This window comes from Vagococcus lutrae (assembly GCF_023299185.1).
In the GTDB taxonomy this organism is placed as follows: domain Bacteria; phylum Bacillota; class Bacilli; order Lactobacillales; family Vagococcaceae; genus Vagococcus_A; species Vagococcus_A lutrae.
The window spans coordinates 129,854-155,891 of the sequence record NZ_CP097017.1 but is presented as its reverse complement, the minus strand read 5'-3'; the positions used below and the strand labels follow the sequence as shown (position 1 = coordinate 155,891).

Below are 26,038 nucleotides of genomic sequence, written 5' to 3'. Positions count from 1 at the left end.
TCACATCCTATCTTTTTTTGTCACTTTAATTTTATCACAAAATTTATATAAAAAGGGACTTTTTTTACAAGAAAAAAGACGCTCAATAGCGAGCGCCTTTTATTTATTATTTTTCTTCGTCTTCATCTGTTGCTTCAATGACTTCATCAGCAGCTTCTTCTGCTTTATCTTGTAAATCATCTACTTTGTCCTCAGCTACGTCTTCTGCATCTAAAACAATATCTTCCATTTTATCCGCACTATCTAAAGCTTTATCCTCAACAGTTCCGACCACATCTTCAACCTTATCAGCCATAGCATGTGCTCCTTTAACAAGGCTATCACCTGCGTTAGCGATACCGTCTAACGTTTTATCTTCAACTTCTTTAAATTTATCAGAAATATCTAAGTCTACATCAATATCGGAAATATTTTGCTTAAAATCTTGAGCCATATCGTTTGTTTGATTACGGAATTTATTTAATTGTTCATCCGTCATTTGCTTAGCTTTATCGACAGATGATTCTGTTTTAGAAATGGCCATGTCTGTGAAATCTTGTCCTTTTTCAACAGCGTAATCTGCATAATCAAGTACACGTTGTTTCAACTCATCTGCTTTGTCCATTAAATCGTCGCGTGTTTCTTTACCTGCTTTTGGTGCTAATAACAAAGCTGCCGCTGCTGCCGCTGCTCCACCGATAATTGCGCCTAGTAAAAAGCCGTCTGATTTTTTTGCCATAATATATTTCCTCCTCTAAGTGATTACTATTTCATAAAATTTAACGCATTTTTAGTTAATCTTGAAATAACTGAAGCTTTTGCCACATTTGTTCCAATTGCACCTAGCTTTGTTGCGGCATTTCGACTGGATTGATTTAAGTCAGAAACACTTTCTCCCAATTCAGCTGCGGCATTGAATAAAGGATCAATTGTTGCTACTTTATGATTCACATCTTCTAACAATTCGTTACTCCTTAGCAACAAATCTTCCACTTGATGCGTTAAAACGCTGACATCTTTTGTCAAAACTTGAATCGTCGTATTTGTTTCTTTTAGTATCGACTGAGCTTCGTCAATAGTTTGATTGGTTTTTTCAATCGTTACCTTGACTTTTGGCAGTATCATAACTGTTGCAATCACTATCACCAATACTAAGATGACAAAAGCAATTGCCGCAATAAGTGCTGCCACTTCTGTACCTGACATTGACATCCCTCATTTCTATAACGTTAGTGTAATATAATTTTATCATTGATAACGCAATTACTCAACTAATCTCCCTTTTTATGCATAATAAAGTCTGTTACAATAAATAATAGAAAGGAATGAATCACATGCAAACTACTTCGACAACTGGCGATTTACCAATCGCAGCGGAAACCACAAAACAATTAAATGCTTTCGCCCGATATTGGCGTTCTATTAATTGGGACCATGTTTTTTCTTTACTGCTAAATAAACTATTTTCGATTCTTATCGCCTCGCTGGTACTAGGACTTTTTTATCGTGTTGGCAATAAAATCATTCGAAATTCTTTTGAAAAGTATAAACAAAAAGATAATTACAGTGAAAACCGAGTTCAAACCCTGTACTCATTAGTCAGTAACATTTTTCAATATACACTTTTCTTCATATACGCCTATGCATTACTATCTATTATTGGTATCCCAGTCTCTTCTTTACTAGCTGGAGCAGGAATTGCAGGGGTAGCAATAGGGTTAGGGGCACAAGGTTTTATTAACGATTTTATTACAGGTTTTTTTATCATATTGGAAAAACAAATCGAAGTCGGAGATTTTGTTGAAATCGATGCCTTTCAAGGAACTGTTCAAAGTGTTGGTTTACGTACGACACAAATCAAAGGTGTTGACGGTGCTATTCATTTTATACCAAATCGGACGATACTCGTTATCAGTAATCTTTCTAAAGCAAATCGACTTGTTGCAATTCAACTACGCGTTGCACCGGATACGAATATCGAGTATATGAAGCAACTTATCACAGATGTTAACGAAGTCATGGTACCTCTTTATCCAGATATTAAGACGCCACCGGAAATTGTTGGTTTGATAGATTTAGGAAATGGCAACCTTGCTTTAAAAATTATTATGTACACGCGAAATGGCTCCCAAATCAAAATTCAATCGGATTTCCTAGAGGCTTATTTAACGAAATTATCTGAAAATGGTATTGCCGTGCCTCAAACGCCACTTATTCTAACACCTAAATAAAGGTATTCCTTGAAAACACTTACTTTATTGAGCAGACGCGGTCTGCTCTTTTTTATTCATAACCTTTTAGTTATCAAATCGTGCTAATTAGCTATTTTATTTCCTTTTCGTTCTTTTGTATACTTTATATGAACAAATAAGAAAGGGTGAATAAAATGAAAGAAAAGTTACGCAATCAGTTGAAAACGCTCAGCCAAATTAATGGAGGTTCTGGTCAAGAACAACTCGTTATCAAGGAAATCCTTAGTCAAATTGAGCCTTTTGCTGATGAAGTAAGTGTCGACGTAAAAGGAAATATTATTGCCGTTAAAAAAGGACATAAAGAAGGGCCTAACGTCATGCTTGCCGCACATACCGATGAGATTGGATTAGTCGTTAAAAATATTTTACCTAACGGCTTTATCCTATTTGAAAAAATTGGCGGTGTTCCAGATAACCTATTACCTGGACGTAAAGTAATGGTTGGTAAAAACAATATCCCTGGTGTTATTGGTAATAAACCTGGACACTTACAATCTCCACAAGAAGCTTCTACCGTTAAACCTGCTAGTCAATGCTATGTTGACGTTGCCATGTTCTCTCGCAAAGAAGTAGAAGCAGCTGGTATTCGTATTGGCGACCAAATTATTTGGACAAGTGACTTCATGGAGATGCACAATAAAGACTTTATCGCAACAAAAGCTATCGATGACCGCTTATGCTGCTCAATCGTCTTAGAATTATTTAAAAATATTAAAGCTGAAGATTTTGCGGGTACTTTATACGGCGTCTTTACCGTACAAGAAGAAGTTGGTCTTTATGGTGCTGAAACTGCTGCTTTCAGAGTTCCTGCAGATTACGCTATCGCACTTGATACTATCCCATGTGGAGATACGCCTGATGTCAACACTGAAGTTGAATTACCAATCCGTTTAAATCAAGGTCCTGGTCTTTCAGTAGCCGATGGTGTTGGTATTCGATTCTTCAGCTTTATCCATCCAGCAGTTCGTCGTATTATTGAAGAAAAAGCAAATAAACTAGATGTTTCATTACAAGAAGTAGCGATTGTTAGTGGTGGTTATACAACAGATTCAGCTGCTTTAACTCACACAAATGGGGGTATTCCAGTTGCAACATTAGCAGTTCCTCGTCGTTACTCTCATTCACCAGTTGAATTAATGAGCTTAAATGACGCTGTCGACGTCTACAACATTGTTGAAGCTGTCGTAAAAGATAATGAAAATGCTAAAATTTCCTTTATCTAATTTACAATTTTAGTTACCTGAGTCATATCCTTTTCTAATAAAATGAACAGGGTATGACTTTATTTGATTAAATAAGGAGTGTCGTAAATAATGAAAAAAATACTATCCTCATTTCAGTGGATGATTTTTATTTTAATGGGAAGCATTGTTATTCCTGTTGCCGTAGCCGCTACGCTAGGTCTCGATCAACATGATGCAATGGAATTTGTTAGTCGTACACTATTAACACTAGGTATCGCAGGGATTTTACAAGCGATTGCTGGACACCATTTACCAATACAAGAAGGACCTGCGGGGGTTTGGTGGGGTGTTTACACTTTATACGCTGGTATTGGACCTTTAATGTTTGGTTCTATGACCAAAACTCTACAAGTATTAAGTTTTAGTTTTATCTTAAGCGGTATTATCTTTATTTTGTTTGTTGTTTTCAAACTGGTTGATAAAATTTCAGCGTTATTTACCCCAACTGTTATTGGTATTTACTTGATTTTACTTGTTGTTCAACTCTCAGGAGCATTTTTAACCAGTTTAGCAGGCATTACCGCCGACCATCCTTCTATCAATCTAAGCGTCGTGATCTTATCTCTTGTGACAATCGCTATTGCATTTATTTGTATGTCGATTCCCTCTTTAAAAATGTATGCAACACTTATTTCTGTATTAGTCGGTTGGACATTGTTTAAGCTCTTTAATTTAGCACCTTCTGTTGCAAAAGTCGACAGTATCTTTGCTTTACCAAAACTATTTCCTTTCGGCATGCCGATATTTGATGGTAGTATGATTATTAGTACATTATTCTTAACCCTATTGCTTTTAACTAATTTACTTGCTAGTATCAAAGCGGTAGAATTAGTCTTTGTTAAACTAGGAGAACAACCAACAAATCGTTTGTCTCAAGCATCATTTGTAGCAGGTCTAATGCACATGTTAGCAGGTGTTTTCAGTAGTATCCCTCCTGTGCCAATTTCTGGCTCTGCTTCATTCATTGAACAAACAAAAGGGACAGATAAAAAGCCTTTTATATTAGGTAACATTCTTATTATTTTAATTAGTCTATCCCCTGTTCTCACATCATTTTTCGCCGCTCTACCAACCGCTGTTGGATATGCTGCACTCGTTCCTACTTTTGGTTTAGGTACGATTACAATTGCTATGGATCAAATTAAAAACGCACCAGCTACTGTTAAAACGAACTTCAATATCGCTGTTAGCTGGTTTGTAGGTATTGGTATTATGTTCTTACCTAAAACTGCCTTTGACGGTTTTCCAGCAGTTTTAACAGCTATTTTTAGTAATGGTTTAATTGTAGGAACGATTATCGCGATAATTTTAGAACAAATTGCAATGAAAAAACACCCTATTGCATCTTAATTTAAAAAAGGTAAGCGTTAAGCTTACCTTTTTTCATTACATATAAGGAGTCTATCATGGTTAAACATCAAACTTTATTAGCAAAACGAATTGCCAAAATTGCTGTGGCATCATTAAAAAAAGAAGTCTCACTAGCACCTAAGCCTGGCTTAGTTGATAAATATGATACTGGCGCACATGACGATATGGATTATGCGCTCTTTTTAAAAAGTGCAGATGCTTTGTATGATTATTTTTATCAGACAGCAATCCTCTCCTATCAATCAAAAGAGCCTTTACCTAAACTATTTAAATCAGTTAGAAAATTAGGCTTAGCTGCCGAAAACGAAATGCTAGCAGCGACTAATGGTATCAATACACATAAAGGTGCTATTTTTTCATTTGGATTGATGATTAGTGCTATTACCTATTATTTAAGCCAAAAAAAATACTTAGTTTGTTTAACCTTAACTCAAGAAGATTGGCATATCATTTCAAACTATATAAAAGAAATGATTGAAGAAGACATGCAAAATGATTTTAAAAAAATAATAGAGAAAAAAAGAAAAGGTGCCGCTTTATCAAATGGAGAAAAACTCTATATTGAGCATGGTATTAGTGGAATTCGAGGAGTCGCTCTATCAGGTTACGATATTCTCTTTAAAGAAGTGCTACCCTTTCGTCAAGCAATACCTAATAATTCAGATACTTATCAAAATTTACTTACATTATTATTTTTAATGAGTCGGTTGGAAGATAGCAATATTTTGCATCGTGGTGGCTTTGACGGATTAACATGGATTCAACATTACGCTACTTGTTTATTAGAAGATACTGATATCATAGATGAAGCAATCTTAATTGAGCGTATAGAATCTTTTAATGAAGCATGTGTAAAACGTTCTCTTAGTCCTGGTGGCTCAGCTGATCTGCTCGCTCTCGTCATTTTTTTAGATGATTTGGAAAGCTGTCTAACCCATTCATTTATATAAAAAAGCCGCGCAATAATTTGCACGGCTTTTTTACCATCCTTCTTTTGTCAATATCGGACCTTGTATCGTCTTCATCAAAAAGGTTTCGGATGTAGCATATTCTTTCAATGAAAAACCACCTTTAGAAGTTATCACTTGGCAATCAGGGATTTCATTTTTAAAACTTAAATTAGTAAGCATCGTTTTAGCTTCTGATTGACTAAACGGTTCATCTGCATACCAAATCAAATCTAAATCGCTTGTTTCTTTAACAGTACAAATACCTGTTGCTAATTCAAATCCTAAACTTCCTCCTATTCCAATATGATTTTCGCATAGAAATGGATAAATAGCCTGATAGTGTTGCACGACAAAATAATGCTGATGATGACTGCAAATATTCTTTTGAAAGTGTGTGTCTAACAACTCAAATGGTTGAATATGTTGCTCGACTGCTTTAACAGGTAGCCAACATGCAAATCGTTGTCTCCTATCTATCCCTCGTAAACCGATAGGCAATAATTCGTCATGCAAAGAAGCTCGACGACAAACAGCAGTGAGTCGCGGCTTGTTTAACAAAGCTGCGACCCAATCTGGTGTTTCTTCATGGATGACCAACGCTGTACTTGCAAATACAACGAGGTCATGTGGTTGAATGTTTATTTTTACCATTGTTTTCTAACCATTTCACGTACTTGGCGTGTTGCAACACGGCCATATGATTTAGCTTGTTCCGTTTCATAGCGGAATGATAAATCTGTTGGTGCATTCTCGGTACTAGCAATCGCTTTTAACATGACATCTTGCATTTTTTCAACATCTGTTTCAGATACGCGATCTGCTTCAATACCATCAACCAAAGCAAAAAGTGCTCCAAGTTTTTCAAAGTTCTTAATGTCATAAGCCATTGCTGGAATTTTCTTAGTAGCTTCTTCAACCTCTTCCAAGTTTCTATTGGTCACACGTGCTGCACTTTCTTTCGACATTGCTTGAACATTAATTTGCTCGTCATTTAGAGCAATTAATCGGTTGCATTGTAAACCATGTGCTAAGAAAGCACCTGAAATAGCATTTCCGACAATTAACCCGACAACAGGATGTCCAGCTTGGCGGGCACGTGCATAAAACTCAGCACTTGATGCTAATGCCATGTGGATACCGATAAGCTCTTCATTATAACCATAAGCTTGACTTGGTACGTCTATAATTGCAATGATTGGTCGTTTTTCTTTCTTATCTTTATCTTCTGCTATCACTTGTTCTAACACTTTTGATACAACAAAGCCTTCCACTAGACCTGCTTCGCCATTTCTCACACGGTAGAAACGATTGTTATCATTTGTTGTAATAGTGACAAAAGTCATAGGACGCTTGTTAATCTCAACTGTTTTAGATAAAACTGTTGGAAAATCTGACGTTGGTTGTTTCATTCCTGTCAATCCAGCGAACCATTTATATCCACGAGTATTATTTAAACGTTGATCCCCTTCATAAGCTTCTTTAACTTTAAACTCTTTCTCATTATTAGCCTCATAATCTGCTATATATTTTTCAGGTGTTAATTTTTCAGAAGCATCCATTTGTGATAAGTAGTTTAAGAAGAGATTAGCTTTTTCTGTACGTTTACTATCTTTTTTATTTACGATAGCCGTAATGATGGCTTCACGAATCACTTCTACATCATCTTTAACTAATTCATCAATGACACCTGTCGCCACGCGTTGTCTTGCCCCAATTGTATCCCAAGTGAGCGCCTTATCACTTGCATCAAACTCTCTGACACCCGCTTCTTGTTCAATCACTTCTGGTCCATTTAAACCAACACGAGCCTTATTTGTAGCAATCAAATATGACATTAGTGCAGACGTAATACTCATACCACCGAATGAACCTACCAGTCCAGGAACAAGTCCGATAACAGGCACATATTTTTTAAGCGCTACAATCATATTTCCAATTTCAGAAATAGATAGTAAGCCATAATTCGCTTCTTGCAGACGAACACCACCAGTATCTAGAATAATTACAGGATACACTGGATGACCTTCTTTATTTTCTTCAAGAGCCATCTCTAAGGCCATCGCAATTTTGGCACCGGCAACTTCCCCGATACCGCCTCCTTGGAATTTTCCCTCAATACTTACGATTAAGACGTCTTTATCTTGCATTTTACCTCTAACAAGTACCACACCATCATCAAATGAAGGGACAATTCCTTGTGGTTCCAGATGAGGTGACTTCACACGATAAAATGGGTCCAAAATTTCTTTTCCTTCATGTTTATCTAGTAATTGAAACGCTCGTTCTCTAGCTCGTAATTCTACAAAACTATTTCTCAACATCGTAAATCCCCTCCAATGCCTGTGTAAGTCTTAAAAACACCACACCAGGTGTCGCACCAAAATCGTTAATTTCAATTGCAGCTTGAATCGGATAACGTTCGAAGAAACGATTCAAAACATTTTCCCAAACGGGAGCAAATCCATCACTACCGGTGATAACTGAAACAGTTGTCTCATCATGATCGATTGGGTTAACGAGAACTTCTAAATCACCTGAAGCAACTACCCCAACATGTTTTCTTTTTTTAATTGGTTCTTTAGTTTTGTAGGTAAATGATAATTTTTCCATGTTTTCCACCCTTTCTTATGACCATGAACGGAATTTTGCAGGCGGTTGATATAAACCACCAGACCATTCAACTAAATCATTAATTGATTGTGCTGCTAATAAACTACGTTTTGCTTCTGTACGTTTAATATTTAAGTCTTCTGGTAACGCGACAATGCCTCGCTCACGTAGAGACATCAACTCTTGACGGTCACTCTTCATACCTAAATCTGAAACCCCAGCAATGGCTGAAAGTGCTAAGCGACGTTCACTTGGACTGGTTGTTTTATATAGGTAAGCGATACCTTCTTCCGTCACAATATGTGTAGTGTCTTCTCCGTAAATCATTACTGGCGTATTAGCTAATTTCGATGTTTTAGCCACACTGACTGCATCTAATTCATTTACAAAAACTGGTTTTTTATTCGCACCATATGTTTCAACCATTTGCACGACAAGTTTTTTACCTCTAGCTAATTCGCTCTCAGGGTTTTTCAGCGCACTCCAAGCAGGTGTTGCGTGACGACGACCACCTGGATTATGTCCCATGTTAGGAGCTCCACCAAATCCTGATAAACGTCCGCCGGTTACGGTAGAAGAATTTCCAAATTGATCAATCTGTAAAGTAGAACCGATAAACATATCAATCGCATATTGTCCTGCTACTTGACATAATGCACGATTACTACGCATCGTACCGTCTTGTCCCACAAAGAAAATATCCGGACGAGCTGCGATATATTTCTCCATTCCGACTTCGCCACCAAAGCTATGAATACTCTCAACCCAACCACTTTCAATAGCAGGAATCATCGTTGGGTGTGGGTTTAATACCCAGTTTTTGGCAATTTTTCCTTTAAGTCCTAATTTTTCACCATATGTAGGTAATAATAACTCAATGGCAGCAGTGTTAAATCCAATACCGTGATTAAGCGATTTTACTTCATGCTTTTGATAGATACCTTTTAAAGCCATCATCGCCATCAATATATGTAACTCGGAAATTTCTTGAGGGTCACGAGTAAATAACGCTTCTAATTGATATGGTGTATCTGCTTTAACCACAACATCCACCCAAGAACTTGGAATATCGACTCTTGGCAATTCTTTAACCACTTCATTGACTTGAACGATAACAATACCATCTTTAAATGCTGTTGCTTCAACGATAGTAGGTGTTTCTTCTGTATTAAATCCTGTATATAAATTTCCTTGTTCATCCGCTTTATCAGCTGCAACTAACGCAACATTTGGAATTAAATCGACAAAGAGTCGACCATATAACTCTAAATAAGTATGGATATCTCCAATTTTTAGTGTGCCAGCTTCTAACATTTGTGAAACGCGGACGCTTTGAGCACCAGCATAAGAAAAGTCAATTTTTTCTGCTATTTTTTGATCAAACAAATCTAAATGCTCTGGTCTAGAAATACTTGACATAATCATATGAAGTCGGTTCACTTTTTCTGGAGACACTTTGACTAAATTTTGAGAAAGAAAACTTGCTTGTTTTTGATTATCTCCTTCTAGTACCACTTTATCGCCTGATGTAATCAATGTTTCTAACACTGATATTATATTCTTAGAATCAATAAATTTTCCGTCCATTAAATGTTGAACTTGATTCATTTTTTGTTGCTTGGCATCTCGATTTTTTGTCCAACTTTTTACTTTCTCCATTTTAATACTTCTTCCTTTCTTTATTTAATACATATAAAGCATCGTCCACTCCCAATTTCGATACGTTAATGACTTTTAGCGAATCATCTTGAGCTTGAATGAGCTTAGTTAATGTTTCACCCGGGCCAATGTCCACAGCTAAATCCATACGATTTTCTAAAGCAATCTTACTCATGATATCCCACTTCACAGGTGAAGCGACTCCTTCGATTAAATCTTTTTTAACGTCTTTCGCTAGATTAGTCCCTAATCCCGTATGATTCATGAAGTAAAGACAGTTAGGGTCCTTTATTGTCACTTGCTCTAATGCTAAAGCCAGTGCATCCCGAACGCCTGACATCAAAGGACAATGTGACGGAGTCGGAACGGCTAATAAAATCGCTTTGCTAGCACCCGACTGTGAAGCTGATTTGATAACACGATTGAGTGCGTTAATATGTCCTGATATCGTAAATTGTTGAGGGGCATTTTCATTTGACAAGTAGACGGGTTCTTCTGATGTCGTCGCTGCTTCCACAATGGGTACCAGCTCATTTTTTAATAAACCAACGACTGCTGCCATCCCATAACTATCAGGATAAGCTTCCGCCATCAATCGGCTTCTTAAGTGTACCAGTTTAATCGCATCTTCAAATGATAAACTGCCCGCTATGACAGCGGCTGAGAAAGACCCAATCGAGTGTCCAGCAACATTGCTAGGAGTAAATCCTTCCGCTAAAATCTTTCGCGCCTCAGAGACTTGTTTTAATAACAAGCCTAGTTGGATACCAATCGTAGACCGATATTGTTCGTTTGTATCCGTCATATGAACACCTGTTAATCTTTCTACTAATTGTTTATCTTCAGCAGATACTTCTGATAACATGCCTTCAAACTGAGAGCCTTGTCCTGGAAACATCATGAAACACTTCATAGCTATTTCCTCCCTTTTATGTACTTGAAAAAAACCTCTCTTTCATTTATAGTAGTATACTGAACGAGAAAAATCTAATAAATTTTATTGCCCTATCCATAACCAAAACTATATGAATGGAGGCCTTTTATGCGTTTAATTCAACTTGAATATTTTATTAAAGCAGCTCAATTAGAAAATATAACACTTGCTGCCAACGAACTTTTTATCTCTCAACCTGCCTTAAGTAAACAAATTTCACAATTAGAAGATGAACTTGGTGCCCCTTTGTTCATCAAAGACGGTAGAAGAATCAAACTCAGCCCATACGGTAAACGTTTCTTGCCTTATGTCGAAGAATCCCTCAATCAATTGAAATCAGGTATCTCAGAAGTTGAGCAAATGAAATTTCATTTACAAAATAGTATTGCAATACACCTAAGTGTTTGTTCAATGTGGATACCAGAATTTATCCAGTCTTTTCATCAACACGATCCCTCTCTCTTTTTCTCTATTAGCCAACATCGTCAGCACGAACCTGCCTATGATTATTTAATAACATCTGAGTTAAACCAAGAGGATAACTTTATCCCCTTATTTGAGGAGCCATTAATGTTAGCTGTTCCAAAAGATCATCCGTTAGCCGCTCAAGAATCTATCTCGATTAAAGATATCAAGCAACAAACAGTGATTGGTTTAACAAAACACAATGCTCTTCGCCAAACACTAGATAGTTATATGAAACAGCTCAATGTTAAACTAGATATCGCATATGAATGTGACGACCCTGCAACTTTAAGAGGCCTTATTACTTCTCACATTGGTATTACATTTGTCCCCGTTGTTTCATGGCACGAACTAGTCACTGATTCAATTATTTTAAAACCATTATCTGAAGGCTCTATGACCCGTACTGTTTACTTATGTTGGCACAACACCACTAAAAAGAAACCCTTTCATGATAAAATCGTGATGGATGTTACTCGCTTTTTTAAAGAAAAAGAAGCGCATGCTCATATTAAATTACCTTATACATGTCAATAAAATATACCGTGAAGAAATACCAATACTTCTTATATACTAAAAAAAAGACAGTCTTTATAAAAAGACTGTCTTTTTAACAATTTCATATACTACCTAAATATTTAGATATTTCTCTTTAATATTTCAAATCGAGTGGCTTCATCTTTCATTAAATATACTCCCACTTTTCGACGTTACCACACTCACTGTATACAGTCCTAAGATTTTATTTAAACCGTATTTGTTTTTTGATTACAATATCTTCAGATAACGATTGAATCACTGGACAGTACTCATTTACTAATGCTAAAAGACGTTCTACACGTGGCTCGTGCTCTTTCGCAACAGATAGCTCAAAGACAATCTCAATGGAAGATAAAGGTTGGCTTTTCTGTTCGCTTGAGCGTGTATAACTAGCTGTTACTTCAGAAAACTCAAATGCTATATGAGACTTAGATAAAATGGATTGTAAAACATAAGCACCACACGCAGCAACTGAAGCGACTAACATTTCTACCGGTGAATATCCCTGCTCTTTTAATAACACCCAATTTCCAGTTTCGTAGGGTAATTCAATTCCCTCTTTTCCTTGAACTAATTTAATCTCTCTCATCTTATTGCTCCTTCCATACGAAATGTTCCTCACCTATCTGTTTCCAATAACCATTATCACTCGGTCGTGCTACATTTTCAACTTGAGAAAAATCTTTTTTTAATTTAGGGTCAGCGATTGGAATCGCAGACAACAAATTCTTAGTATAGGGATGTTGTGGGTCGTTAAATAACGACTCCGTTGGACCAATCTCCACTAACTTACCTTGAAACATAACAGCAATCCGTGTTGATATATATCTTACCATAGCTAAGTCATGTGAAATAAACAAATAAGTCAAACCGTATTCTTCTTGTAACGCCATTAAGAGTGAAATAATCTGAGCTTGAATGGACACATCTAAAGCAGAAATAGCTTCATCACATACGATAAATTCTGGATGAACGGCAATCGCTCGTGCTATCCCAATTCTTTGACGTTGCCCCCCACTAAACTCGGCTGGATACTTATGAATGTCTTTCCCTTTTATTCCGACACGCTCTAACATTAACGTTGCTTGTTTTTCTGCTTCAGCGTGATTGGCAACTTCTAAAGGTTCCATCACACTTTGCAAAGCCGTACGTTGCGGATTCAATGACGAGTACGGATCTTGAAAGATGATTTGCATCTTTTGATACAATCCTTGTTTTTCTTTTTTACTAAGTTTTCTAATATCGACATCACGATAGTTGATAAGTCCCTCTGTTGGGGGAATCATTTGTAAAATCAATTTTCCTAATGTCGTTTTTCCACTTCCTGATTCTCCTACTAATCCTAATGTTTCTCCCTGTTTGATCTTTAACGAAACATCTCGAACAGCGAAAGTTGGCGTTTGATTACGTGACAGCCATTTCTCTTTAGCTGTATAACTCTTACTTACTTGTGCTACCTCTATCAACGTCTCTGTCATAATTAATGTGTCACCTCTTCCGTTAAAACATAGTGACGGTCATTTATTTTTTTCATTGAAGCGTCCTCACTATTCTCAAAAGACTGCCTATCTTTTGCCATAGAATATAAAGGTACCCCAGGAGTACTTGGAATGGCTCGCAATAGTCCTTTAGTATAAGGATGTCGCGCTTGATAAAAAATATCCTCAACCGTTCCTTCTTCAACAATGCGTCCCTGATACATCACTTTAACTTCTTCACAAATCGATGCCACTACACCAAAGTCATGTGTGACAAATAAAACTGTCAGTCCTTCTTTTAGCTGTCTTTCTTTGATGAGGGCTAATATTTGCGCTTGAATCGTGACATCCAGTGCGGTTGTTGGTTCATCTGCAATTAAAAGATCCGCATTCGTTAAGAAAGCCATGGCGATTAATACGCGCTGACGCATCCCTCCTGATAATTCATGAGGATATTGTTTCATTCTCAACGTTGGTTGACTAATTCCCACTTTTTCTAATTCTTCTACTGCTTTTTCAAACTGTTCCTGTTTAGATAGTTTAGTATGAAAACGCCGAATCACTTCTAACAAATGATAGCCAATCGTCCGAAGTGGATTTAACGAGGTCATTGGATCTTGAAAAATCATAGTTATGGATAGCGAATTATGACCTGAAAGTTTAACATCCTGATTTTGATAAATGAAAGACTGGTATGAACGCGTAGCTGTATCTGGTAATAAACCTTTGATTGATTTCATCAACATGCTTTTGCCACTCCCGGATTCTCCAACTACCCCTGTTATCTTTCCTTTTGTTACATTCAGAGAGAGATTTTTTAATATCCGAGCATTCTCTTTAGTCAAAGGATGTTGAATGGTCACATTTAAATCTCGAACTTCTAATATATTTTCCACTTCTATCCCTCCTTTACCATACTTGCTCTAATTAAATCTCCTAGTTTATTAAAAGAATAGACTGTCATCATCACAAATAAACCAGGTAATAATGCCATATGAGGCGCACGTTGCAAGCTACTTTGCGCATTTTGAAGGAGACTCCCCCAACTCGCAATAGGTGGTTGGATGCCTATGCCTAAAAAACTTAAGGCTGATTCAGTCATAATCGCTCCAGAAATACTTGTTGTCGCCGCAACAATTAAAGTAGGTAAGACTAAAGGAAAAATATGTCGGTAGATGATTTTGCTGTTTTTTTCACCAATAAACTGAGCATAAAGGACATAATCACGTTCTTTAGCAGACAGCGTTTCACCTCTGACTAATCGCGCAATATTCATCCATGAAAACCCACCGATTACAATGATGATGGTTCTTAAACCTGGCTGAAGAAACACGCTTAACACAATAACTAAAACGAGCCACGGAATCGATGATAGAATGTCAACCATACGCATTAAAAAACTATCCACTCTACCACCATAGTAGCCAGAAAGAAGACCAATACCCGTGCCAATAATCGTTGAGGTAAACATCGCTAAAACACCAACCAATAAAGATATACGGCTACCATAAATCACACGTATCAAATAGTCGCGTCCTAACTCATCGGTACCAAACCAATGAGCACGACTGGGCAATGCTGAAATATTTGATACGTCCGTTGCGTTTGGGTCAATGGGAACAAAAGGGATTAATAAAGCTAACATGAAGATGACAAACAAAAACAATAAGGCGATGCCATAACTAGGATATTTTCTTAAATTTAAACGAAAACGTTGTGACCAATTCATTAAACTTCCCCCCCTTGTTTAATTCGTGGGTCGACAAGTCGATACAAGATATCGGATAATAAATTCCCCAAAATCACAAGCGTTGCTGACAATAACATGACCGCCATAATCACTGGGTAATCTAGACTTTTCGTCGCACTCATCAGATAAGGACCTACTCCCGGCCAACCAAAAATACTCTCTGTAATAATCGCTCCCGTCACGAGCATTGGGAGAGCCAATCCAATTTGTGTCACAATCGGTATCAAAACATTTCGACTAATATGATGCATAAAAATAGATTTCTTATTCGCTCCAAAAGACTTTTGAACCATCACGTAATCTTTCGACAGCTGTTGTAAAGTCGAAGAACGAACATACCGTGTTAATTCTGGAAAAAAAGCAACAACTAAAACGAAATACGGTAAGATAAAATGTTGAAGGTAATCAAAAAGTTGACCTTCTTTACCAATTGTATGCATTCCTATAATAGGGAGCCAATTTAAGCGATAACCCACCAAATAAATCATCAACATCGCGAACCAAAAAGTGGGCGTCGCGATGCCGATTGAACAGATTGTATCAATCAAACGGTCTACCGTACGATGATGATTCGCACCCGCAACAAGACCTAAAACAATCGCGAGTCCTAAAGCCGTCAAATAGGCTGGTAAAATTAAACGAATAGTATTAGGCAAACGTGTTAAAAGTTCTTCACTAATACTTGTCTGAGTAACGAGCGATTGTCCAAAATCACCAGATAAAATCTGACGTAACCAGTAAACGTATTGTGTTAAGAACGGTTCATTTAATCCATGCTTCGCTTTTAAAATTTCGATTGTTTCTTGTGACATATTGGGCGTTGTTATCGCATCTACTGCATCAAATGGCGCAATATAAATCAAGCTAAATACAATAAAAGAAATAATCAGAAGTAATGGTATTAATTGTAAAACACGCTTAAAAATATAACGTAACATCTCTTGGCAGCTCCTTTCTTATCAATAAAAAAATAACAGAAGTGAGAACACTTCTGTTATTCTCGTTCGTTATTTAAAACTTAATTTTGACACATCTTCAAACGTATAGATTGGCACTAAGCCAGCTTCTTCCACATGTTCAATGCGTGGATTAACCATTAAGACTTTTTTACTATCTACAATGGGATACACAATCGCATCGTCCATAATTTTGACTTGTAAAGCCTCGTAAACAGATTGTCTTTTCTCTTGATCTAAAGCAACAGCACCTTCATGAAATAACTGGTCTGTCTCGTCTGAATGATATTGGAAATAATTTGCTGAGCCATACGATGCATATAACGTAGAATACAAATCAGGGTCATTCCCCATAATATAGCCTCCTAAAAACATATCGTATGCTTCACTTCCAGGTTTCTTCAATTCAGTAAATATTGCCGAACCGTCTCCTCCTTTAAGCTCTACTTGAATACCGACTTTTTGCAATTGTTGTTGAATTAAAGCGGCTTGCAACGACTGAGCAGGATCATCTGAACTAAACCCTAAATTAATACGTAAATTATTGATATTCGCTTGTTTTAACAAAGCTTTGCTTTTGGCTTCATCTTGCGAATAATCATTGACTTTATCCGTCACAAAAGGATTTTGTGGTGGCAATATAGAAACAGCATTATCAAAATAGTCTTTTGATAAATAACTGGCCAGATTCATCTCCTCACGATTTAAAGCATAGAATATCGCTTGACGAACCTCTTTTTGTGCCAACTTTTGTGAATGAGTATTAAGTCCTAGATATCCAACACGGTTTTCACTATAAACGTAAGGCTTCAAACCACTCTTCTCAATTTCCTTTACATCGTTAGGTAAAACAAACGAAGCATCTACTTCACCTTTTTGTAAGGCCACTTTGGTTGTATCGCTACTCGTTAAGATACGTAGCGTAACATTTTTAATGTTAGCAGGTTCACGGAAATAGTGTTCGTTCGCCTCAAATTGTAAGTACTCACCCCGTTTATTTTTAACAAGTCTGTACGGTCCAGTACCCACTAAATCCTGACCTAAATCAGTAACCGAAAAATCCGGTATATCTTGATACACATGTTGCGGGATGATATAAACTTCAGTCGCTATGTTATTTAAAGCTGCCGCACTCACCGTTGGTAATTCAAAACGAACTTCATAATCGTTAACTTTTACTACTTTAATCGGTTGGTCATCAACCCAAAGCCCGTCTGCTCCACCATTCTCACGTTTCGCTTTTTCAGTATACGTAAAAACCACATCATCGGCTGTAAACGGTTCGCCATCCGACCATTTAACATCTTGGCGTAAACGTGCTAGCAAAGATTTACCGTCTTCTGACGCTTCTAGACTTTCTGCTAACTCAAACTTCTGTGTACCGTCCCCTTCAATTCTAACAAGCGGCGAAAAGACCATATTCGTCACGGTTAACCCCCAACGGTCACTTACATTAATTGGATTAAGTGAACTGGGGTCTCCGCTAATAGCATATGTGAAAACGTCTGATTGAGATGACGTCGATGATGACGATGTTGTGTTCGTTTTTTTACCACATGCTGCCATTCCTCCGGCCAGCACTATCAACGCCCCTATCAAAACAAACTTATTAACTATTTTCTTCAATTGAACTCCTCCTGTATCTTTTGTTCATTTATAACAAAATGTAATACAAGTATAACGAAACGTTATATTTAGGTCAAATAAATAAACTTACCTTTTGAAAGATAAATCAAAAAGTAAGTTTAGTGGTAAAATATTCAATTAAAAAATCTAGTGTGGGCATTAAACACGCTTCATTTACTAGCATTTTTTCATGATGTAAGGGATATTCGCACTCGGCACCCATCCAAAATATTGTTCCTGGAAAATGGGCTAATAAATAACCAAAATCTTCAGCAATTAACGCTGGTGAACATTCTTCAAATTGAACAAATTGACTGTTTTTAGCTGCCTCAATGAGACGATTAGTCGTTTTTTTATCATTTATCACGGGAACGTATCCTTTTTGGTCAAGCTCAATCGTTGCGTCACAATCATAACTTATTCCTATACCTTTAACTAACGTCTTCAAACGGTTTTGTGTTAAAAGATTTAATTCGGGCGTTAACGTTCTAATAGAGCCTCTTAGTGTGACTTCGTCTGCAATGACATTCGTTGCTTCTCCGCCATGAATCGAACCAATCGTAATGACGGCTTCTTCAAGCGGATTGACATTGCGACTGACAATCGACTGGACTTGCTGAATCAACGATGCACTGGCTACAATCATATCGTTTGCTAAGTGTGGTGACGCACCGTGTCCCGATTTCCCTTTTAAACAAATCCGAAATTCACAATCTCCAGCAGCAAAACTCCCCACACGCGTACTAATCATGCCTATTGGTAAAGAAGGATTAACATGCAAGGCATAGATTTCATCCGGTTCCCATCCCTTAAAAATCTCTCGTTCTAAATAACGTTTAGCTCCTGCTTCATTTTCTTCCGCTGGTTGAAAGAAAAAGACAACATCATGTTCAATAGGATGATGGCTCAGGTAGTGTAGTAACCCTAATGCCAATGTCATATGTACGTCATGACCGCAAGCATGCATATATCCAGCGTATTCTGATGAAAACTCAACATCTGTTTGTTCTAATATAGGTAAGCCATCAATATCTGTTCGCCAAGCAACAGTATGTTTCCCGATTGTCCCTTTTACTTTAACTAATATCGCGGTTTCATCCACGCGTATTTCTAAATGTTCAGTAGGTAAATGACGAATAAACGTCATTAAATATTCATGCGTTTTGTATTCCTTTAAGCCGATTTCAGGGATTTTATGTAACGCTCTTCTAATCGAATTCAACTCTTTTTCAGTTATCACTTTATATTCCCTCCTTTAGAAAAAGACTAGAAATAGCTTCTTCTAGTCTTCGCTCTCTATTATTTATATGATTACACCGTTTTAGATACTGTCTCACACGTATGTAAAAGATGATTAACTGCTTTTAAAATAGTGCGGCGAGTAATAATTCCTAAAAAGTGCTGAGCTTCATCGGTAACCGGGATAAAGGAATGGTCAACCGAAGCATGTAATAAATATTCGATATCTTCTGGATTTGTAACAGAAAACACATCGGTGTCCATCACATCGCGAACACACTTGTGATCCAATCCATCCGTACTAATTTCAGTTAAAGCTAACATCTCATCGACAACATCGCTTAATCCGATTAGACCGACCAAACGATCTTCCTTATCTAAAACAGGAATACGGGAATATTTTACTTTTGATAAAACTAATAGCGCATGACTCAAAGGATTTTGATCCATAACGTGCGCGACTTTATCAGCTGGGATTAAAAAATGTGCTTGATTTTCTAGCAAATGTTCTTGTATTTCTTGAGCAATCATACTATGCTTCCTCTCACCATGACTTATTTCTGAAATTGACAACTTAACTCTGGTACTTTCTGATGTCCTTGGTCGTAATAATCAACTTTATACTGTGTTTGGCAACTCTCAATTATCGCATATGTTTTTATCATATAGCGACCTCGTGGTAAACGAATACTACCAGGATTTAAATATAAAATATCATCAATTTTTTCAACTCCGAGTTGATGTGTATGACCAAACAAACAAATTGTAGCATTTTGTTCTTCAGCCTCATGTGCGAGCCAGTGCAGACCAGCACGCACGCGTGATAAATGACCGTGTGTAACGTAAAAGCGTTCGTTTCCTTTTTCATACGTCACTCGTTCTGGATAGCGAGAATCAAAATCACAATTTCCTTTTACCCTCACATCAAATGATTCCCACAACTCGTCTTCAGGTGATAATTCAGAATCTCCACAATGAATCATCACATCTACTCCATCTCGCCAACGATTAATAACATCCACTAACACATCGCGATCACCATGATTATCACTGATAACTAAATATTTCATCCTAATCTGTCTCCTTCATCCAATCATCCCATTTTTTATCAAGAGCGGCTAATGCTTGTGCACGATGACTTATCTGATTCTTAGTTTCTTCATCTAATTCAGCCATTGATAGACCTAGACTTGGTACAAAAAATAATGGATCATAACCAAAACCATTATCACCACGAGGAATTGTCAAGATTTGCCCCATTACTTCACCTGATACAACGAGGCTTTCTTTATCCGGATGTGCAGCCACTAATGTGCAATGAAATTTGGCTTGGCGTTTTTCTTTCGGAACATCTGTTAACTCATGTAATAGCTTAGCATTATTTGCTGCGTCTCCGCGATTCATTCCCGCAAAACGAGCTGAATAGACTCCCGGTTGCCCGCCTAAAGCTTCTACCATCAATCCCGAATCATCTGCCAAGACTGTACATCCAAAAAGATTTGCAATCGTTTCTGCTTTTAACCGAGCATTTTCTTCAAAAGTATGACCTGTTTCTTCCACTTCTGGAATATCTGGATAGTCGTTTAAGGTTTTGATTGTTATGCCTTTTTTAGCAAACATTTTTTCAAATTCACGTGCTTTGCCTTTATTATGCGTGGCAATCAACAACTCATTTTGGTTGACTCTGTGCGTTTCTGACTGATGATTCATACTTTTATTTTGGCAAATAATTAATTCTTGAATTCCCTCTTCTGCTAAATCTAGTAAATCATTCATCTCTTGGCGAGAAAACGTTGCTTCCTCACCCGTCCCTTGTACTTCAATAAGGCGACCAGAACCTGTCATGACGACATTCATATCTACTAAAGCCGCAACATCCTCATGATAATCAAGGTCACAGACTTTCAATCCGTCTTCTAAAATGCCAACACTAATCGCCGCAACACTTTCTTTAATCGGATTGGTTAGCAAATTCCCTTTTTTCAATTCGGACGAAATAGCAAGTGATAAGGCAACAAAAGCGCCTGTAATACTTGCAGTACGTGTCCCACCATCCGCTTCAATAACGTCACAATCCACGACAATTGAACGCTCACCAAGTGCTTCTAAATCGACGACAGCACGTAAAGAACGACCTATCAGACGCTGAATTTCCATTGTACGCCCAGATAGTTTCCCTTTATGACTTTCTCGTCGATTACGGGTTTGTGTTACTCTCGGTAGCATGCTATATTCAGCTGTTACCCATCCTTTTCCAGTTCCTTTTAAAAAAGGAGGGACAGATTCTTCCACAGTCGCCGCACATAACACTTTCGTTTTCCCCATTTGTATCAATGCAGAGCCTTCTGCATAAGAAAGAATATTAGGTTGAATTTTAACCGAGCGAATCATTTGTGGCTGTCTAGCATCATGTCGCATCTCATCATCTACTTTCTATTATTAATTATCAACAATTACAACTTTTTCGACCGTCAATGACGGTAATGGTAACCAATCTTTTCCAATTTCTTCAAACATCTTAGGTGACGCAGTCGTATAAAAATGATGTTCTGGTGGAAGCGGTTGTTCATTAGCTGCAATATCAAAATAATCTAACAACATACTCACTTCTCCAACTGTTTCAGCTCCAGAATCTACAAGCGTCACATCGTCCCCCATAAAATTTTGAATTAAAGGTTTTAGTAATGGATAGTGTGTACACCCCAAAACTAAAGTATCTACCCCTTTTTGTTTTAGAGGTTTTAACGATTCTGCCACAACCATTTTAGCTAATGAACTTCGATACTGTTTACTCTCAACAAGTGGCACAAATTTCGGACAAGCGAGTTCATGCACCGCTGTTTTAGCAGACTTTTGAGCCATTGCTTGACTATATGCTAAACTTTTAACTGTCATTTCAGTTCCAATCACGCCAATACGATGTGTTTCCGTCCGCTTCAAAGCAGCACGGCTCCCTGGTAAAATAACTCCAACGACCGGTATGTCTAAGGCTGCCTTAATGTCCTCCAATGCGACAGCGGTTGCAGTATTACACGCTATCACAAGCATTTTAATATTTTTTTTCAATAAAAAACGCGTCATCTCCCACGTAAACGCTAATACCTCTTCATGTGGTCTGGGACCATAGGGACAGCGTGCTTGATCACCTAAGTAAGCGACAGATTCGTTGGGTAATTGTTTTAACGCTTCCTTGACGACCGTTAAACCGCCCACTCCTGAATCAATAAAACCAATCGGTCGATTGTCACTCATTCTATCCCTCCTACTAATCAAACATCTCATTCTCTTCTATTATATACGTTTTTAGTCGTTCTTAATACTAAAAGCACAAAACTTAATTTAAATTTATAACGAATCCTTCATGCAAAATAAAAAAGGATAGTCAAAACTATCCTTTTTCATATTAAAATGTGTTCGCAAAATTTAACGAATTTCTGCTTGATGTTCCGCTACTAATGCTTTTTCAATTTTATTCATTGCGGCATTAACCACGTCATCCACAAGGGTTTCTTCTGAGTTTTGGAAAGTCAATGAGTAGGCCATTGATTTTTTATCTAAACCTAGTTTTTCTCCTGTGAATATATCAAACAGTACGACTTCTTTCAGATAAGCACCACCGTTTTGTTTAATCGTTTCAACTAACATCTCATGTGTCACATCTTGGTGAACTAGTAGTGCAATGTCACGCGAGATAGCTGGATATTTGCTAACTTCTTCAAATTCGATACCCGGAACCTCTAATTCAAAAATCCGTGCTAAATCCAATTCAGCTAAATATGTTTCTTTGATATCATATGATTTTGCTGTTACGGGATGAACCTGTCCGACAAAACCAATCAATGTTTCTCCCACATAAATACCTGCTGTTCTTCCAGGATGCATCTCATTTAAATCAGTCAGGGCATGATAACGTACATTCATCACACCTAATATATTTAAGACACGTTCGACGACACCTTTTAAGTCATAATAGTTGACTAAGCGTTGTGTTCCTTGCCAATTTTTATCTTCTGTTAAGCCACTGATTGCTAACACTAAATGCTCGCGTTGTTCAGGTAAATCGTGATCGCCATTCGAAATAAAGGTATTGCCTATCTCATAAAATTTATTATTAAGTTGTTTACGTGCTTGGTTATAGGCAATATCATCTAACATACCACTAGCTAAACTTTGACGTAATACACTGTGGTCTACACTCATAGGAGAACTTAATGCCACGGTTGGAAGCTCTTCTAGCGTAAATTGTGTCGCTTTCTCTGGTGTAGTTAACGCATAGCTAATAACTTCAGAAAGTCCCGCTCCTTCTAGCGCATGGCGCATTTGACGTGTTAAAAATTGACGTCTAGTTAAACGTCCAGGTAACGCTTCTCCACTTGGTAAAGTTGAAGGTAAACGGTCATAACCATAGATACGTGCCACCTCTTCGACAATATCGGCTGGTATTTTTATGTCCCAACGACGTGAAGGTATATCCACTGTATATACTGTATCACTCACCGTAAATGGAAAATCTAAAGCAGTAAATATTTCAGAAACTTCGTCCTCTGACAAACTTGTTCCTAAAACACGGTTAATACAGTCAAGGGAAACCGTCACCGCCACTTCTTCGGGTGCTGTTTCGCTTCCAATAAGTTGGCCTCCAATTACCGTCCCTTCGCCTAATTCAGCAATCATCATGGCAGCATAGTCAAGGGCTTCTTCAATCGTCCCAAGGTTTATTCCTTTTTCAAAACGTGCACTTGATTCACTTCTCAAGCCATGTTTTGTTGCGGTTTTACGTGTTAAACTAGGGTCAAAACTTGCTGCTTCCAATGCTACAACAGTCGTCTTTTCAGTAATCTCAGAATCATACCCTCCCATAACACCAGCAAGTGCAACAGGCTCTCGACCATTCGTGACAACAATCGATTCCGTTCCTAATTTGCGCTCTACTTCATCTAGTGTAGTTAGCGTTTCATTTTCAAAGGCACGACGCACTAAAATTTCACGACTGCCTAGCGCTTCATAATCAAAAGCATGAAGAGGTTGTCCAAATAAAAGTAAAACATAGTTCGTCACATCGACGATATTATTGACAGGACGAATTCCCTCATGCATTAATCGACTCTCTAACCATAGTGGACTACGTTTAACTTTTACACCTTCAATCATACGCATACGATAGTTAGGCGTATCTTCTTTTGAATCAACTGTAACGGTTAGATAATCACGAATATCTTTCGATAAATCTTCTTTCAGCGTCACTTTTTCAAAATGAGGCTTCTGACGATAGATGGCCCCAACTTCATGAGCCACCCCTCTCATGCTTAACGCATCTGCACGGTTTGGCGTCACTGATAACTCGATAATCGGATCATTCATATCTAAATAAGGGAAGATACTTTCACCCGGTTTTGCTTCTTCAGGTAAGACGAAAATCCCGTCCGATTCAGTTTTTGGAATAACTTTTTCAGGAAAACCTAGCTCTTCTAAAGAACAAATCATACCTTGAGATACTTCGCCACGCATTTTACTTTTTTTGATTTTAATATTATCGACAATTCTCGCTCCAGGCAATGCCACAATCACCTTTTGCCCCGCGGCTACATTGGGTGCACCACATACAATTTGATAAAGTTCTTCTTCACCCACATCCACTTGACAAACTGATAGGTGGTCACTATTAGCATGAGGCACACACTCACGTACATCACCGACAACCAGTTTTTTCAAGCCATCTGCCGCACGATTGACTTCTTCGACTTCTATTCCTGTGCGAGATAGTTTATCTGCTAACTCATCAACAGAAACATGCTCAATGTCGATTAATTCTTGTAACCATTTATAAGATACTAACATATTAGTTTGACTCCTTTACATTAAACTGTTCAATAAATCGGTGGTCATTATGATAGAAATAACGAATATCATTCACACCATGTCTTAGCATGGCTACACGGTCTGGCCCTAAACCAAAAGCAAATCCGCTATATTTTTCTGAATCAATACCTGACATTTTAAGCACATCAGGATGAACCATACCAGCACCTAAAATCTCAATCCAACCTGACCCCTTACAGACATTACAACCTTCGCCACCACATTTAAAACAACTCACATCCACTTCAACAGAAGGTTCTGTAAACGGGAAGTAGCTAGGACGTAGACGAATTTCACGGTCTTCGCCAAACATTTTCTTTAGGAGAACTTCTAGCGTTCCTTTTAAATCTCCCATAGTAATTCCTTCATCGATAACTAAACCTTCGATTTGATGAAATTGATGACTATGCGTTGCATCGTCATTATCACGACGGAACACTTTCCCAGGACTAATCATTCGTAAAGAGCCTTGAGAGAAATCATGCTTCTCCATCGTCCGTGCTTGAACGGGTGATGTATGCGTACGTAACAGTAATTCATTAGAAATATAAAAAGAATCTTGCATATCACGAGCGGGATGATTTTTAGGAATATTCATACGCTCAAAGTTATACTCATCTTGCTCCACTTCGTAGCCTTCAATAATTTGATATCCCATACCTAAGAATATATCTTCAATTTCTTCAATCGTTTGTGTCAGAATATGCGTCGTCCCATGTACTGATGTATTTCCTGGTAGTGTCACGTCAATTGTTTCTGCTTTTAGCGCTAACGTTAATGCCTCTTGTTCAAGTATATCTTTTTTCTCTTGAATGGCATCCGCTAATTTTTCTTTTACTTGGTTAGCAAAGCTTCCTACTTTTGGACGCTCCTCTGCGGTTAAATCTTTCATCCCTCTTAAAATTTCTGTTAAGGGGCCTTTTTTCCCCAATATGTTAACACGAATATCATTGAGATGATCTAAGTTACTCACATCTTCGATTTTAGCAAGCGTTTCTTTCTTTAAATGTTCTAATTGCTCTTGTAAGTCCATGTTCATTTCCTTTCTTTTGCATTATTTTTCATATAAAAAAGACACCTCTTCCTATATCAGGAACGAGGTGTCGTGGTACCATCCTATTTTAAT

General features: G+C 37.6%; 25 protein-coding genes and 1 other annotated feature (1 of these 26 only partly in view). Of the genes, 5 read left to right on the top strand and 20 right to left on the bottom strand.

The window, feature by feature from the left end; translation table 11 throughout:
- Window positions 1–106: 106 nt before the first annotated feature.
- Complete coding sequence (locus M2919_RS00790) at window positions 107–718, bottom strand: YtxH domain-containing protein (RefSeq protein ID WP_248848919.1); 612 nt, start codon at window positions 716–718, stop codon at window positions 107–109.
- 26 nt (window positions 719–744) lie between these two features.
- Complete coding sequence (locus M2919_RS00785) at window positions 745–1,185, bottom strand: DUF948 domain-containing protein (RefSeq protein WP_126761497.1); 441 nt, start codon at window positions 1,183–1,185, stop codon at window positions 745–747.
- A gap of 119 nt (window positions 1,186–1,304) precedes the next feature.
- On the opposite strand from M2919_RS00785, the gene M2919_RS00780 reads away from it, so the two are divergent.
- The 4 genes from M2919_RS00780 to citG all read left to right on the top strand — a co-directional run bounded on the left by M2919_RS00780 (window position 1,305) and on the right by citG (window position 5,796).
- Window positions 1,305–2,210, top strand: coding sequence for a mechanosensitive ion channel family protein (locus M2919_RS00780; RefSeq protein WP_248848916.1), 906 nt, complete (start codon window positions 1,305–1,307; stop codon window positions 2,208–2,210).
- Between the two features lie 155 nt (window positions 2,211–2,365).
- Window positions 2,366–3,454, top strand: coding sequence for a M42 family metallopeptidase (locus M2919_RS00775; protein WP_248848914.1), 1,089 nt, complete (start codon window positions 2,366–2,368; stop codon window positions 3,452–3,454).
- Window positions 3,455–3,544: 90 nt separating this feature from the next.
- Window positions 3,545–4,825: a purine/pyrimidine permease gene (locus tag M2919_RS00770; protein ID WP_126761491.1), complete on the top strand. Its 1,281-nt coding sequence runs from the start codon at window positions 3,545–3,547 to the stop codon at window positions 4,823–4,825.
- Window positions 4,826–4,881: 56 nt separating this feature from the next.
- On the top strand, window positions 4,882–5,796 hold the full coding sequence (gene citG, locus M2919_RS00765; RefSeq protein ID WP_248848913.1) for a triphosphoribosyl-dephospho-CoA synthase CitG: 915 nt from the start codon (window positions 4,882–4,884) through the stop codon (window positions 5,794–5,796).
- Window positions 5,797–5,826: 30 nt separating this feature from the next.
- On the opposite strand, the gene M2919_RS00760 is transcribed toward citG, so the two are convergent.
- From M2919_RS00760 to M2919_RS00740, 5 genes are read right to left on the bottom strand one after another with little or no spacing between them, the layout of a single operon-like run.
- The gene (locus M2919_RS00760) at window positions 5,827–6,447 is read right to left on the bottom strand and encodes a malonate decarboxylase holo-ACP synthase (protein ID WP_248848911.1); all 621 of its coding nucleotides are present in this window, start codon (window positions 6,445–6,447) and stop codon (window positions 5,827–5,829) included.
- Window positions 6,441–8,114: a biotin-independent malonate decarboxylase subunit beta gene (gene mdcD, locus M2919_RS00755; RefSeq protein WP_248849455.1), complete on the bottom strand. Its 1,674-nt coding sequence runs from the start codon at window positions 8,112–8,114 to the stop codon at window positions 6,441–6,443. The genes M2919_RS00760 and mdcD overlap by 7 nt, the downstream gene beginning before the upstream one ends.
- Window positions 8,104–8,406, bottom strand: a complete 303-nt coding sequence (locus tag M2919_RS00750) for a malonate decarboxylase subunit delta (RefSeq protein WP_126761485.1) — start codon at window positions 8,404–8,406, stop codon at window positions 8,104–8,106. Before M2919_RS00750 ends, mdcD begins: the two co-directional genes overlap by 11 nt.
- Before the next feature lie 15 nt (window positions 8,407–8,421).
- A complete protein-coding gene (gene mdcA, locus M2919_RS00745) occupies window positions 8,422–10,065 on the bottom strand; it encodes a malonate decarboxylase subunit alpha (protein ID WP_248848909.1) in 1,644 nt (547 codons plus the stop codon).
- A 1-nt stretch (window position 10,066) separates the two neighbouring features.
- The gene (locus M2919_RS00740) at window positions 10,067–10,978 is read right to left on the bottom strand and encodes an ACP S-malonyltransferase (protein ID WP_248848908.1); all 912 of its coding nucleotides are present in this window, start codon (window positions 10,976–10,978) and stop codon (window positions 10,067–10,069) included.
- 129 nt (window positions 10,979–11,107) lie between these two features.
- On the opposite strand from M2919_RS00740, the gene M2919_RS00735 reads away from it, so the two are divergent.
- Window positions 11,108–12,001, top strand: a complete 894-nt coding sequence (locus M2919_RS00735) for a LysR family transcriptional regulator (protein ID WP_222318187.1) — start codon at window positions 11,108–11,110, stop codon at window positions 11,999–12,001.
- A gap of 205 nt (window positions 12,002–12,206) precedes the next feature.
- On the opposite strand, the gene M2919_RS00730 is transcribed toward M2919_RS00735, so the two are convergent.
- From M2919_RS00730 to pheS, 13 genes are all read right to left on the bottom strand, one after another.
- Window positions 12,207–12,593: an OsmC family protein gene (locus tag M2919_RS00730; protein ID WP_126761477.1), complete on the bottom strand. Its 387-nt coding sequence runs from the start codon at window positions 12,591–12,593 to the stop codon at window positions 12,207–12,209.
- A 1-nt stretch (window position 12,594) separates the two neighbouring features.
- Window positions 12,595–13,482 (bottom strand): ATP-binding cassette domain-containing protein, encoded by an 888-nt coding sequence (locus tag M2919_RS00725; protein WP_248848907.1) that lies wholly within the window; start codon window positions 13,480–13,482, stop codon window positions 12,595–12,597.
- A 2-nt stretch (window positions 13,483–13,484) separates the two neighbouring features.
- A complete protein-coding gene (locus tag M2919_RS00720) occupies window positions 13,485–14,378 on the bottom strand; it encodes an ABC transporter ATP-binding protein (RefSeq protein WP_420857189.1) in 894 nt (297 codons plus the stop codon).
- Between the two features lie 2 nt (window positions 14,379–14,380).
- Window positions 14,381–15,211, bottom strand: a complete 831-nt coding sequence (locus M2919_RS00715) for an ABC transporter permease (protein ID WP_248848905.1) — start codon at window positions 15,209–15,211, stop codon at window positions 14,381–14,383.
- Window positions 15,211–16,170 carry an ABC transporter permease gene (locus M2919_RS00710; RefSeq protein ID WP_248848904.1) on the bottom strand — a complete coding sequence of 320 codons (960 nt, stop codon included), beginning with the start codon at window positions 16,168–16,170 and terminating at the stop codon, window positions 15,211–15,213. Before M2919_RS00710 ends, M2919_RS00715 begins: the two co-directional genes overlap by 1 nt.
- A gap of 69 nt (window positions 16,171–16,239) precedes the next feature.
- A complete protein-coding gene (locus tag M2919_RS00705; protein WP_248849453.1) occupies window positions 16,240–17,754 on the bottom strand; it encodes an ABC transporter substrate-binding protein in 1,515 nt (504 codons plus the stop codon).
- 166 nt (window positions 17,755–17,920) lie between these two features.
- Window positions 17,921–19,054, bottom strand: coding sequence for an N-acetyldiaminopimelate deacetylase (locus M2919_RS00700; RefSeq protein WP_248848902.1), 1,134 nt, complete (start codon window positions 19,052–19,054; stop codon window positions 17,921–17,923).
- 71 nt (window positions 19,055–19,125) lie between these two features.
- Complete coding sequence (gene cbpB / locus M2919_RS00695; RefSeq protein WP_248848901.1) at window positions 19,126–19,584, bottom strand: cyclic-di-AMP-binding protein CbpB; 459 nt, start codon at window positions 19,582–19,584, stop codon at window positions 19,126–19,128.
- 23 nt (window positions 19,585–19,607) lie between these two features.
- Complete coding sequence (locus tag M2919_RS00690) at window positions 19,608–20,123, bottom strand: metallophosphoesterase (protein WP_202584761.1); 516 nt, start codon at window positions 20,121–20,123, stop codon at window positions 19,608–19,610.
- Window position 20,124: 1 nt separating this feature from the next.
- Window positions 20,125–21,471 (bottom strand): ribonuclease PH, encoded by a 1,347-nt coding sequence (gene rph, locus M2919_RS00685; protein WP_248848899.1) that lies wholly within the window; start codon window positions 21,469–21,471, stop codon window positions 20,125–20,127.
- A 21-nt stretch (window positions 21,472–21,492) separates the two neighbouring features.
- Entirely contained in the window at window positions 21,493–22,305 is an 813-nt protein-coding gene (racE, locus tag M2919_RS00680; protein WP_248848897.1) for a glutamate racemase, read from the bottom strand.
- Window positions 22,306–22,476: 171 nt separating this feature from the next.
- Window positions 22,477–24,891, bottom strand: coding sequence for a phenylalanine--tRNA ligase subunit beta (gene pheT / locus M2919_RS00675; RefSeq protein ID WP_248848895.1), 2,415 nt, complete (start codon window positions 24,889–24,891; stop codon window positions 22,477–22,479).
- A 1-nt stretch (window position 24,892) separates the two neighbouring features.
- The gene (gene pheS, locus M2919_RS00670; protein WP_023605605.1) at window positions 24,893–25,945 is read right to left on the bottom strand and encodes a phenylalanine--tRNA ligase subunit alpha; all 1,053 of its coding nucleotides are present in this window, start codon (window positions 25,943–25,945) and stop codon (window positions 24,893–24,895) included.
- Between the two features lie 55 nt (window positions 25,946–26,000).
- Window positions 26,001–26,038: a binding site (T-box leader), on the bottom strand (it continues 173 nt past the right edge of the window).